The 11,798-nt window shown below is 63.0% G+C and carries 12 protein-coding genes; 3 read left to right on the forward strand and 9 right to left on the reverse strand.

Features of this window, described 5'->3' with window-relative positions; genetic code table 11:
- The 9 genes from WCA85_RS01305 to WCA85_RS01345 form a co-directional block, all read right to left on the reverse strand.
- Positions 1-781, reverse strand: a 781-nt coding sequence (locus WCA85_RS01305; RefSeq protein ID WP_424061230.1) for an L-threonylcarbamoyladenylate synthase, incomplete at its 3' end; no start/stop codon positions are given.
- Between the two features lie 15 nt (positions 782-796).
- Positions 797-1,993 (reverse strand): 5-(carboxyamino)imidazole ribonucleotide synthase, encoded by a 1,197-nt coding sequence (locus WCA85_RS01310; protein ID WP_424061232.1) that lies wholly within the window; start codon positions 1,991-1,993, stop codon positions 797-799.
- 113 nt (positions 1,994-2,106) lie between these two features.
- Positions 2,107-2,634, reverse strand: coding sequence for a 5-(carboxyamino)imidazole ribonucleotide mutase (gene purE, locus WCA85_RS01315; RefSeq protein WP_424061234.1), 528 nt, complete (start codon positions 2,632-2,634; stop codon positions 2,107-2,109).
- 65 nt (positions 2,635-2,699) lie between these two features.
- Positions 2,700-3,590, reverse strand: a complete 891-nt coding sequence (locus WCA85_RS01320; RefSeq protein WP_424061235.1) for a phosphoribosylaminoimidazolesuccinocarboxamide synthase — start codon at positions 3,588-3,590, stop codon at positions 2,700-2,702.
- Positions 3,591-3,724: 134 nt separating this feature from the next.
- The gene (fba, locus tag WCA85_RS01325) at positions 3,725-4,789 is read right to left on the reverse strand and encodes a class II fructose-bisphosphate aldolase (protein WP_424061236.1); all 1,065 of its coding nucleotides are present in this window, start codon (positions 4,787-4,789) and stop codon (positions 3,725-3,727) included.
- A gap of 196 nt (positions 4,790-4,985) precedes the next feature.
- Positions 4,986-6,422 (reverse strand): pyruvate kinase, encoded by a 1,437-nt coding sequence (gene pyk / locus WCA85_RS01330; protein WP_424061237.1) that lies wholly within the window; start codon positions 6,420-6,422, stop codon positions 4,986-4,988.
- A 403-nt stretch (positions 6,423-6,825) separates the two neighbouring features.
- The gene (locus tag WCA85_RS01335; RefSeq protein ID WP_424061239.1) at positions 6,826-8,019 is read right to left on the reverse strand and encodes a phosphoglycerate kinase; all 1,194 of its coding nucleotides are present in this window, start codon (positions 8,017-8,019) and stop codon (positions 6,826-6,828) included.
- A 289-nt stretch (positions 8,020-8,308) separates the two neighbouring features.
- On the reverse strand, positions 8,309-8,632 hold the full coding sequence (locus WCA85_RS01340; protein WP_424061241.1) for an AzlD domain-containing protein: 324 nt from the start codon (positions 8,630-8,632) through the stop codon (positions 8,309-8,311).
- Positions 8,629-9,375, reverse strand: coding sequence for an AzlC family ABC transporter permease (locus WCA85_RS01345; protein ID WP_424061242.1), 747 nt, complete (start codon positions 9,373-9,375; stop codon positions 8,629-8,631). Before WCA85_RS01345 ends, WCA85_RS01340 begins: the two co-directional genes overlap by 4 nt.
- A 360-nt stretch (positions 9,376-9,735) precedes the next feature.
- Here WCA85_RS01345 and WCA85_RS01350 point away from each other — a divergent pair, with 360 nt between their 5' ends.
- From WCA85_RS01350 to waaF, 3 genes are all read left to right on the forward strand, one after another.
- Positions 9,736-10,659: a branched-chain amino acid transaminase gene (locus WCA85_RS01350; RefSeq protein ID WP_424061243.1), complete on the forward strand. Its 924-nt coding sequence runs from the start codon at positions 9,736-9,738 to the stop codon at positions 10,657-10,659.
- Between the two features lie 63 nt (positions 10,660-10,722).
- Positions 10,723-10,917: a zinc-finger domain-containing protein gene (locus WCA85_RS01355; RefSeq protein WP_074263449.1), complete on the forward strand. Its 195-nt coding sequence runs from the start codon at positions 10,723-10,725 to the stop codon at positions 10,915-10,917.
- A 195-nt stretch (positions 10,918-11,112) separates the two neighbouring features.
- Positions 11,113-11,798: lipopolysaccharide heptosyltransferase II (gene waaF / locus WCA85_RS01360; protein WP_424061244.1), on the forward strand; the 686-nt coding region annotated here is incomplete at its 3' end.

The following is an 11,798-nucleotide window of genomic DNA, read 5'->3' on the forward strand; positions in this document are numbered from 1 at the left end:
CATCCGAACCATCCGGCAGACGCGGCGCCTCGCCCAACACCTCGGCAATATCCTGCGGCGTCACGCGTCCTGGGCGCAGCAGCGCCGGGAACCCGCGGGACAGATCAAGAATGGTCGACTCGATGCCCACATCGGATGAGCCACCGTCGAGTACATGAATCACGCCGCCGAATTCGTCGCGCACATGCTGTGCGGTGGTCGGACTGACGTGACCAAAGCGATTCGCTGATGGCGCGGCGACGCCGCCGTGTCCGCCGCGCCGAACGCTGAATGCATCGAGCAGTGCCTGTGCGACCGGATGCGACGGGCACCGCAACCCCACCGAATCCTGCCCGCCACTAACGGCCGCCGGAATATGCGCGGCACGCTTGAGAATCAGTGTCAGCGGTCCCGGCCAAAAGGCATCGATCAGACGCAGCGCTTCGGGCGGCAGGTGCTGAACCCAATATGCGGGGTCGCCGTTCGGTGCGAGATGCACAATCACCGGATGATTCGCCGGCCGCCCCTTCGCGGCATAGATTCGCGCGATGGCGTCCGGGCTTTGCGCGTCGCCTCCCAGCCCATAGACGGTCTCGGTCGGGAACGCGACGAGTTCGCCCGCGTCGAGCAACGCAGCCGCGTGCTCGATCTGCGCGGCGCTCACCACGTTGCCGGCCGTTGCGGCTGAAGTCGCGGCAGCCGCGTTTGGAGGGACGCTGCCAGGCTTGGGTGCTTCAGCGGCTCGACCAATCGGGGTTTCATCCCCGAGGCCGCCAACGGCGGGTTTGCTTTGATCCGGCATGATGGCGAGCGCGTCTCAGCTCTTCAGGATGTGCAGCAAGCGGGCACAATCGCGCGCAGCCGTGCGGGCTTCGTCGAGCGTCGCAGCAGTGAAGTTCACGTGCCCCATCTTGCGGCCGGGTCGCGCTTCTTCCTTGCCATACAGATGCAGACGGGCAGCCGGCATAGCCGCCACCTCGTGCCACGGCGGCGTGACACAGGCATGCTTGCCGCCGTTCGGGAACCACACATCACCGAGGATATTCAGCATCACAGCCGGCGAGTGCTGGCGCGTGTCGCCGAGCGGCATGCCGGTCATGGCGCGAACCTGCTGTTCGAACTGACTCGTGGCGCATGCGTCAACAGTATAGTGGCCGGAATTGTGGGGCCGCGGCGCCATCTCGTTAGCCACCAGCGAGCCGTCTTCCAGAATGAAAAACTCGACGCACAGCACACCGATGTAGCCCAGCTTGTCGGCAATCTGCAGCGCGGCCTGCTGCGCCTGGCTTACCAGCGTCGGGCTCGCATCCGGCGCAGGCACGATGGTGTGCGACAGCACGCCGTCGCGGTGGCTGTTCTGCGCAAGCGGATACACCACTGATGTGCCATTCGCGCCCCGCGCGATCAACGCGGAGACTTCGAACTTCAGCGGCAGGCGCTTTTCCAGCACACAAGGCACGCCGCCGAGCGACGCATGCGCCTCGCGCACCTCTTCGGCGTTGCGCACACTTATCTGACCCTTGCCGTCGTAACCGAGCCGCGCGGTCTTCAGAATGCCGGGCAGCACGGCGGTGATCTTGTCGTCCTCGAGCGCGGCGAGCGCATCCGACGATTCGATCACCAGATGCGGCGCCACCGCGACACCCGACTCCGCGATAAAGCGCTTCTCCGCGATGCGGTCTTGCGCCACGGCCACACAGCGGCCGGCCGGGCTCACGAAGGTGGTGCGCGCGAGAAAATCGAGGCTCGTGGCAGGCACGTTCTCGAACTCCGTCGACACCGCCGCGCACAGTCGCGCGAGTTCGGTCAGCGACGCTTCATCGTCGTAGGCGGCGCGCAGGTGACGATCCGCGACGGCGCCTGCCGGACTGGCTTCGTCCGGGTCGAGCACGGCAACGCGATAACCCATCGCCTGGGCGGCAAAGCAGAACATGCGGCCGAGCTGGCCGCCACCGACCATGCCAAGCCATGCGCCGGGCAGAATCGGTGAAACCGGTGTGTTGTCTGGATTCATCTCAGTGGTCGGTCACGGCCGGCGCATATGAATACGCGCCGCACCGGGGGTCAGGCAATGGACATCAGGAACATCGGAAACATCAAGGCACGTCTGGATGCTTCAGCATGCGCTTACAGCGCGGGCAATACCATGGCGTGCGCGGCTTCGTTCTGACGCACGCGGAACGCGGCAAGCAGATTCGCGTATTCGATTGACGTGACGCTCAGAATCGACACAGCAAACAGCGCAGCATTCGCTGCACCTGCTTCACCGACGGCAAACGTCGCGACCGGCACGCCCTTCGGCATCTGCACGATCGAATGCAGCGAATCGACCCCCTTCAGATACTTGCTCGCGACCGGCACACCCAGCACCGGCACGGTAGTTTTCGCAGCCAGCATGCCCGGCAAGTGCGCGGCGCCGCCCGCGCCCGCGATGATCGCGCGCAGGCCACGTTCGCGCGCGCCTTCGGCATAGGAAAACATCTCGTCTGGCATCCGGTGCGCGGATACGACCTTCGCTTCGTACGGTACGCCGAACTCCTGCAGGATCGCAACGGCGTGTTTCATCACTTCCCAGTCGGAACTGGACCCCATCAACACACCGACGAGCGGTGCTGCATGCGTGTGTGCCGTCTGGGCAGACTGGACTTGGCTCATCTTACGGGCTTCCTTTTGCTTCCTCGTTGCTTCTTTGTAGCTTCTCTGTTTTCACTCGCTCGCGCTCAGGCGAGCTTCTGGCCGGTCAGGCGTTCGAGTGCTTCCTGATATTTCGCAGCCGTCTTCGTGACGACTTCGTCCGGCAGCTTCGGTGCCGGCGGCTCTTTCTTCCACGGCTGCGTTTCCAGCCAGTCGCGCACGAACTGCTTGTCGAAAGACGGCGGGTTGGTGCCGACCTGATACTCGTCAGCCGGCCAGAAGCGTGACGAGTCCGCGGTCAGCGCCTCGTCCATCAGGTACAGCTTGCCGTTATTGTCCAGACCGAATTCGAACTTGGTATCCGCGATGATGATGCCGCGCGTAGCCGCGTAGTCCGCCGCTTCTTTGTACAGCTTGATCGAGATGTCGCGGATCGTGGCCGAGAGTTCGGTGCCGATGCGGCGTTCCATGTCGTCGTAGGTGATGTTTTCGTCGTGGTGGCCCATTTCGGCCTTGGCGGCCGGCGTGAAGATGGGCTCGGGCAGCTTCTGCGCGTTTTGCAGGCCCGGCGGCAGTTCGACGCCGCATACCGCGCCGGTGGCCTGATAGTCCTTCCAGCCGCTACCGGCCAGATAACCGCGCACCACCGCCTCTACGAGGATCGGTTCGAGGCGCTTGACCACCACTGCGCGGCCCTTCACCTGCTCGGCCTCGTCTGCCGCCACCACTGACTCAGGCGCCACACCCGTCAGGTGATTCGGCACGATGTGTTTGAGCTTGTCGAACCAGAAGTTGGCCATCTGGTTCAGCACGCGACCCTTGTTCGGAATCGGCTCGCCCATGATGACGTCAAACGCCGACAGACGGTCGGTGGTGATAATCAGCAACTGGTCGTTGCCCACCGCGTAGTTGTCGCGGACCTTGCCGCGGCCGAGCAGCGGCAGCGAGCGGAGCGTGGATTCGTAGAGGGTAGACATCGTCGTAGTTCGCTAAAAGTGAGGCAAAAAATGAGACCGGAACAAAAGGGAAACGCCGTTCCCCATATCATGCGGGAACGGCGAAGCGGACGGCAACCTGGCCGGATGGCCAGGCTCGTGCTGTACAGCCTTACTTAGCGGACGACTTGCGCAAGCTCGCCCGACTTGTACTTCTCGGCAATTTTATCAAGCGACACCGGCTTGATCTTGCCCGCCTGCCCTTCGCAGCCAAATTGCATGTAACGGTCCACGCAAATCTTCTTGGCGGCTTCGCGCGCCGGCTTCAGATAATCGCGCGGATCGAACTTGCCCGGGTTCTCCGCCATGTAGCGGCGGATTGCCCCGGTGATCGCCAGACGCAAGTCAGTATCGATATTAACCTTGCGCACGCCGAACTTGATGCCTTCCTGAATTTCTTCGACCGGCACGCCGTAGGTTTCCTTCATGTCGCCGCCAAATTCGCGGATTTCCGCCAGCAACTCCTGCGGCACAGAAGACGACCCGTGCATCACCAGGTGCGTGTTCGGAATGCGCCGGTGAATTTCCTTGATCCGCTGAATGGACAGGATATCGCCGGTGGGCTTCTTGCTGAACTTGTACGCGCCGTGTGACGTGCCGATGGCAATCGCCAACGCGTCGCACTGCGTCGCCTTGACGAAGTCGGCGGCCTGCTCCGGATCGGTCAACAGTTGCTCGCGGGTCATCAAACCTTCCGCGCCGTGGCCGTCTTCCTTGTCGCCCTTCATCGTTTCCAGCGAACCCAGCACGCCGAGTTCCGCCTCCACCGTCACGCCGATCGAGTGCGCCGCATCCACCACCTTGCGCGACACATCGACGTTGTACTCGTACGATGCCACCGACTTGCCATCCGCTTCCAGCGAGCCGTCCATCATCACGCTGGAAAAACCGCTGCGGATTGCCGCCATGCACACCGCCGGCGACTGCCCGTGATCCTGATGCATCACGACCGGAATGTGCGGATACGACTCAACGGCTGCTTCGATCAGATGGCGCAGAAACGGCTCGCCCGCATACTTCCGCGCGCCCGCCGAGGCCTGCATGATCACCGGGGCGCCGACCTGATCTGCCGCCGCCATGATGGCCTGTACTTGCTCCAGATTGTTTACGTTGAATGCCGGAAGTCCGTAGCCGTTTTCAGCCGCGTGATCCAGCAGTTGACGCATTGATACGAGAGGCATGCTTGTACTCCTAAGATTGAAACGAAACCTTTGCCGCCGGCATCTTTTTTTACAACTTTATCGCGACGCAAGTTGCGCACCCGTGCGCACCGGCCTCGAGGTGGGCCCGAAGGCTCGCCGTCGTGGCTGGTGCGCCGCCTCTCAAGGGGCGCTGCAACTTGCTTCGCTGTGCCGAATCAAGCAGATTTGAAGCCGATCAATACGGTTCGCCAACCCGCACGATCTTCAGCGTGTTCGTTCCGCCGGCTGCGCCCATCGGCTCGCCGACCGTCAGCACGACCATGTCGCCACGCGACGCATAGCCCTTGCTGACCACCGTCTCCAGCGCCTGCTGCAAGGCGGTGTCGCGGTCGCTGCTGGTGTCCAGATGCAGCGACGTGACGTTGCGGTAGAGCGCCATGGCCCGCTCGCTGCCGACACGCGGCGTGAGAGCGAAAATTGGCACGTGCGACCAGTGACGCGACATCCACAGCGCGGTCGAGCCCGACTCGGTCAAAGCGACAATCGCCTTTGCGCCGAGATGGAACGCCGTAAACAGCGCACCCATGGCGATGGACTGGTCGATCCGCGTGAACGTGCGGTCGAGGAAGTCCTTGTCCAGTTCGGATTGCTCCGACTTCTCCGCTTCCAGGCAAATGGCTGCCATCGTTTCGATGGTCTGCACCGGATACTTGCCCGCCGCCGATTCAGCCGACAGCATCACCGCGTCCGTGCCGTCGAGCACCGCGTTAGCGACGTCCGACACTTCGGCGCGCGTCGGCACCGGCGCGTAGATCATCGACTCCATCATCTGCGTGGCCGTGATCACGAACTTGTTCGATTCACGCGCCATCCGGATCATGCGCTTTTGCAGCGCCGGGACTGCGGCATTGCCCACTTCCACGGCCAGATCGCCGCGCGCGACCATGATGCCGTCCGAAGCGTCGAGGATGCCTTGCAGTGCCGGAATTGCTTCTGCACGCTCGATCTTGGCGATCATCTTCGGCTTGATGCCGTACGGCGCGCCCGCGATGTTCGCGAGTTGGCGTGCCATTTCCATGTCGGTGGCGTTCTTGGGGAACGAGACCGCGACATAATCCACGCTCAGCGACATGGCCGTGCGAATGTCTTCCATGTCTTTAGCGGTGAGCGCCGGCGCCGTGAGGCCGCCGCCCTGGCGGTTAATACCCTTGTTGTTCGACAGTTCGCCGCCGATCTTGACGGTCGTGTGGATCTCGCTGCCGAGTACACGAACCACGTTCAGCACGATCAGGCCGTCGTTGAGCAACAGCACGTCGCCCGGTTTCAGGTCGCGCGGGAGGTCTTTGTAGTCAAGGCCGACGCGGTCGTCATTGCCGAGTTCGCACTCAGCGTCGAGGATGAACGCGTTGCCGGGGACCAGCGTGGTCTTGCCGTTTTCAAACTTGCCGACCCGGATCTTCGGGCCTTGAAGGTCGGCCATGATGGCAACTTCACGACCCGCCTGACGGGCCGCTTCGCGCACGAACTCGGCACGCTGGCGGTGATCGTCGGCCGTGCCGTGCGAGAAATTAAGGCGCACCACATCGAGTCCTGCCTGAATCATTTGGAGCAGGATTTCCGGCGTGCTGGATGCCGGGCCGATGGTGGCGACAATCTTGGTGGCGCGATGCATGAGTCTCCTCGTCTGGATGGGATCGCTTGAATGAGCGCTGCGAGTCGGGTGCGGAGGCTGCGCACCGAAGGGTGCTGCGTGGGGCTGCGCGCCAGTTGAAACCGGCGTCGCTTTATGGGTTGAAGCGGTGTTCGAGACCCGCGGGTTGAGCGCCGAGGGTGAAGCCGGTGCTGCGGTTGCTGCTGGAGCTGCCGATATGTCGCCGCGAGGTTCTGTGTCCGGTGCAGCGGCGTGCCCAACGGGCGCGCCTGCAACTGACTCAGTGGCCAACTCCGCTAGCGCCACGTTCGATCCGGATTCTGGCGCCTGAAACTCCCTCGGCACCTGCTGTGCCGCCTGAGCCTTCGACGACGCCTTGGCCCGCGCCTTTACAACCTTTGCCGATGGGGAGCGCGTCACCACGTTAAGCCCGCGATTCCAGGACTTCGACCGCCGGCAGCTTCTTGCCCTCGAGGAATTCGAGGAAGGCCCCGCCGCCTGTCGAGATATAGCTGACCTTGTCCTGGATGCCGTACTTGGCAATGGCCGCGAGCGTGTCGCCGCCGCCTGCAATCGAGAAAGCCGGTGATTTGGCGATTGCGTCTGCCAGCGTCTTCGTGCCGTTGCCGAACTGATCGAATTCGAACACGCCAACCGGGCCGTTCCACACGATCGTACCGGCCTTCTCCAGCTGGGCTGCCAGCGCCTTTGAGGTTTCCGGTCCGATGTCGAGGATCAGATCGTCGTCCTGCACGTCGGCGACCGCCTTGATTTCGGCCTTCGCCGTAGCCGAAAACTCCTTGGCCGTGACGACGTCGGTCGGGATCGGCACCGAGGCGCCGCGCGCCTTGGCCTGCTCGATGATGGCCTTCGCGTCGTTCACCAGATCGGCTTCCGCAAGCGATTTGCCGATCTTCAGACCGGCAGCCAGCATGAACGTATTGGCGATGCCGCCGCCGACGATCAACTGATCGACCTTCTCTGCCAACGACTTGAGAATGGTCAGCTTGGTGGAGACTTTCGAGCCGGCGACGATCGCCACCAGCGGACGCTTCGGCGCGCCGAGCGCATTGCCGAGCGCGTCAAGTTCAGCCGCCAGCAACGGGCCCGCGCACGCGATGGGCGCGTACTTCGCAATACCGTGCGTGGTAGCTTCGGCGCGGTGAGCGGTGCCGAACGCGTCATTGACGTAGACGTCGCAGAGCTTCGCCATCTTCTGCGCGAGTTCGTCGGAATCCTTCTTTTCGCCCTTGTTGACGCGGCAATTTTCGAGCAGGACAACGTGGCCCGGCGCCACGTTCACGCCGTTTTCTACCCAGTTCGCCACCAGCGGCACGTCGCGGCCCAGCTGTTCGGCCAACCGCTTCGCGACCGGCGCCAAGGAATCTTCCGGCTTGAAATCGCCTTCAGTGGGACGGCCCAGATGGGAAGTCACCATAACCGCAGCGCCAGCGTCGAGCGCGGCCTTGATGGCCGGCACAGAGGCGCGGATACGGGTGTCTTCGGTGATGTTGCCTTGATCGTCCTGCGGCACGTTCAGATCGGCGCGGATAAACACGCGTTTGCCGGACAGTTTGCCTTCAGCGATCAGATCGGAGAGACGCAATACCTGGTTCATGGGCGTTTGTATGCGGTTGTGTGGAAGGCGGTGACGGAGAGCGCGAACTGCCTTTCAGCGAGACGCCTTTCAGGAGCCAAACACGGGGGAGGCCCCTTGAACAGGCGCCGACGGCATCTGCCGCAGCGTCGCGCAGTGATCCGGGAGTCGACTATTTTAACTGATCCCCACCCTGTCATGCCCCGCGCTTAGGCGAATGTCCCGTATTTGGGAGATGCGTGGCGAATAAGCGGCAGGCAGCCATTGGTTGTTGCGACGCAGCAACAAACGCTCCTTTTGTCACAAGGCGTTAAAACATGAGCCGCAATGCGGTGAAGACCAACATGCCGACGACAATCGTGCCAAGCATGGTACGCCGCCATAGAAACCACCCGAGGCCGGCCAGTGTGCCGTAGAACTCGTGATTTGCCAGCCCGAAGGATAAACCGTCGGCGTTGATCAGCACGTCAGGCAGCACCACAGCGGCAAGCGCCGCGGCCGGCGCGTAGCGCAACATCCGCTGCACGCGAGCGGGCAGCACCGTGCGCTCGCCGCCGATCAGGAACAGCGCGCGCGTGAGCGCCGTGACGAACATCATGCCGAACACGGCGAGCCAGATCTGCGTACTGGTCACGGGGAATCTCCGGCGCTATCGCGGATGCGGCGCAAGTCCGCGCGTTCGACTAACGCATCAGCGCCGCTGCCGGCGGCAATCGCCGCGATCACTGCCAGCGGCAACGCAAGCCGGTACGGCAAATCGAACGCCAGCAGCGCAATCACGCCGGCGAGGCTCACCGCGACGAGTGTCGAGCGACTGGTGATCGCGGACACCATCACCGGGATCAGCGCGAGCGTGCCGGCCAGCGCGAGGCCCCAGTTATCCGGAATCAGACTCGCCAGCAAGATGCCGATGATCGACGACACCTGCCAGGACAGCCAGCTCGCGCTCGCCATGCCCCAGTAATACGCTTCCTTGCCCGGCACGTAACCGGTCTGAAAGCTTTTCTTCTGGAACAGCAGGTAGATGACGTCGCCGTTGAAATAGCCGAGCACCACACGCCGCCACAAGGGCAAATAGGAAAAATGCGGCGCCAGACCGGCGCTGAAGATCACAAAACGCGTATTCACCATCGCGGCGGTCAGCAGCACAGTCCAGACCGGCAGTTTGGCAGCGAGCAGCGGCAGCACAGCCAGTTGCGAGGAACCGGCGTAGCACAGCAGTGACATGGTGAGCGCTTGCGGCAGCGAGAGCACCGATTTGCTCATCGCAATGCCGGTGACGAGGCCCCAGGAGAAGATCGCCATCAACGTGGGCGAATAATCGCGCACGCCCTCCCGGAAGGCACGGCGATCGAGATCAGACAGGCTACCAGGCATGAGACGAAAGCCCCTGTTGCTGGGGGGCGCCGCGACAGCGTGGAGTCTGCGCCCGCTGAAGTAACAGCCGGCGACACCCGCTGACACCCGCTGGCGCATTCGGATGGGTGTTATGCGTGCGCGGAATTATAGCGTCCGGCATGCGGCCAAATGCCCGTTCCTTGTGCAAAAGACGTTAAAATAATGGACTTCGCCGCTTGCCGGACCAGTCGAACCTGTGTATCAAGGCCCCGCGCCGGGCGCACCCCCGAGAATGCAGATTGCCGGGGTTCTGCGCCGTATCGCGCTGTCTGATGCACTGCTGAGCCGGTTCGAGCGGTCTTGCGCAACACCTCACAACCGCACCCGCTGGAGAATCGTATGTCAATGGCCGACCGCGACGGCAAGATCTGGATGGATGGCAAGCTCATCGACTGGCGCGACGCCAAGATCCACGTGCTCACCCATACGCTGCATTACGGCATGGGCGTCTTCGAAGGCGTACGCGCCTATAAGACGGCTGATGGCGGCACGTCGATTTTCCGCCTCCAGGAACACACCAAGCGCCTGTTGAACTCGGCCAAGATCTTCCAGATGGACGTGCCGTTCGACCATGAAACGCTCGCCGCCGCGCAGCGCGAAGTGGTCCGCGAGAACAAGCTCGAATCCTGCTATCTGCGCCCGATCATCTGGGTCGGCTCGGAAAAGCTCGGCGTATCCGCCAAGGGCAACACCATCCATGTGGCCATCGCCGCGTGGCCGTGGGGCGCCTATCTGGGCGAAGACGGCATCGCCAAGGGCATCCGCGTGAAAACGTCGTCGTTCACACGCCATCACGTGAACGTCTCAATGGTTCGCGCCAAAGCCTCGGGCTGGTATGTCAACTCGATTCTCGCGAACCAGGAAGCCATCGCCGACGGCTACGACGAAGCCCTGCTGCTCGATGTGGACGGGTATGTCTCGGAAGGCTCGGGCGAAAACTTCTTCCTCGTGAACAACGGCAAGCTGTACACGCCCGACCTCTCATCGTGCCTCGACGGCATCACGCGCGACACGGTTATCACACTGGCGCGCGACGCGGGTATCGAAGTGATCGAAAAGCGCATCACACGCGACGAGGTCTACACCTGCGACGAAGCGTTCTTCACCGGCACCGCCGCCGAAGTCACGCCGATCCGCGAACTCGACAACCGCACCATCGGCTCGGGCACACGTGGTCCGATCACGGAGAGGCTGCAAAGCGGCTTCTTCGACATCGTGAACGGCAAGAGCTCGAAGTACGCGCACTGGCTGACCAAGATCTGAGTTAGAAACTAAAGCAGGCCGCCTCGCGGCGCGCCTGCGCCCTGTCTCCACCGAGAAAGCCCCATGAGCGAAATCAAGGAAATGCCGCTGGTCGAACTGACGGCAAAAGACCTGCCCGCCTACTGTCCGAACCCATCGATGGCGCGCTGGAGCGCGCATCCGCGCGTGTTTATCGACGTGACGCACGGCGAAGCGCGCTGCCCGTATTGCGGCACGCGCTACAAACTGCGCGACGGTGAAGTGGTCAAAGGGCATTGAAAGGCTGGCGGTCGTTAAAGACCCCGTCGAAAACCCTGAACGCCGGCTGAAACCACACGCCACAATCAGGCCGCAGCAGCGGCAAGGCCGTTCATCGCGGCCTTGTTCGGCGCATGCGGCCGCTCTCCTATTACAACCTGAACGCCGCGCGCCCATGCGCGCAGCGCTTTCTTTCGACATCGGAAACCCAACCTGATGCGTCGCGCGTTAGTTATCGCACCGAACTGGATCGGTGACGCATTGATGGCGCAGCCTTTGTTCGCGCGCCTCGTGAAACTGCATCCGCGTATCGTGATCGACGCGGTCGCGCCGTCCTGGGTCGCGCCCGTACTTGAGCGCATGCCCGAGATTCGCGATGTCTACGCCACCGATCTCGCCCACGGCAAGCTGCAAATGCTGCGCCGCTGGCAACTGGCGAGCGATTTGCGCGATGTCGGTTACGACGCGGCCTACGTGCTGCCCAATTCGCTGAAATCAGCGCTGATTCCGTGGATGGCGGGTATTCCGCTGCGCATTGGCTACACCGGCGAAAGCCGTTATGGCCTGCTGAACGTGCGCCACGGCAATCCGCGCAAGAACGAGCGGCCGCCGATGGTCGGCCAATACGCCGCGCTCGCCTACGCGCCAGGCGCGAAGGTGCCGGACGACCTGCCCATGCCGCGCCTTGACACGGACCTGAACGAAGGGTCGCGCGTGTCGGCGCGCTTCAATCTGGACACGCGCGTGCCGCTGCTGGTGTTCTGCCCGGGCGCGGAGTACGGCCCTGCCAAACGCTGGCCGCCCGAGCATTTCGCGGCGCTGGCGCAGATGGTCGGCCAGTCGTTTCCGTATACGCAGATTGTCGCGCTCGGCTCGCCCAAGGATGCACCGCTCGCCCAGGC

Source organism: Paraburkholderia sp. (assembly GCF_049581445.1).
GTDB lineage: Bacteria > Pseudomonadota > Gammaproteobacteria > Burkholderiales > Burkholderiaceae > Paraburkholderia.

Bases quoted from the DNA above. Each gene is read 5' to 3' on its own strand.
- purE (WP_424061234.1), bottom strand. From the start codon at position 2,634: ATGAGCCAAGTCCAGTCTGCCCAGACGGCACACACGCATGCAGCACCG.
- WCA85_RS01320 (WP_424061235.1), bottom strand. From the start codon at position 3,590: ATGTCTACCCTCTACGAATCCACGCTCCGCTCGCTGCCGCTGCTCGGC.
- WCA85_RS01355 (WP_074263449.1), top strand. From the start codon at position 10,723: ATGAGCGAAATCAAGGAAATGCCGCTGGTCGAACTGACGGCAAAAGAC.
- WCA85_RS01310 (WP_424061232.1), bottom strand. From the start codon at position 1,993: ATGAATCCAGACAACACACCGGTTTCACCGATTCTGCCCGGCGCATGG.
- WCA85_RS01335 (WP_424061239.1), bottom strand. From the start codon at position 8,019: ATGAACCAGGTATTGCGTCTCTCCGATCTGATCGCTGAAGGCAAACTG.
- WCA85_RS01345 (WP_424061242.1), bottom strand. From the start codon at position 9,375: ATGCCTGGTAGCCTGTCTGATCTCGATCGCCGTGCCTTCCGGGAGGGC.
- WCA85_RS01350 (WP_424061243.1), top strand. From the start codon at position 9,736: ATGTCAATGGCCGACCGCGACGGCAAGATCTGGATGGATGGCAAGCTC.
- fba (WP_424061236.1), bottom strand. From the start codon at position 4,789: ATGCCTCTCGTATCAATGCGTCAACTGCTGGATCACGCGGCTGAAAAC.
- pyk (WP_424061237.1), bottom strand. From the start codon at position 6,422: ATGCATCGCGCCACCAAGATTGTCGCCACCATCGGCCCGGCATCCAGC.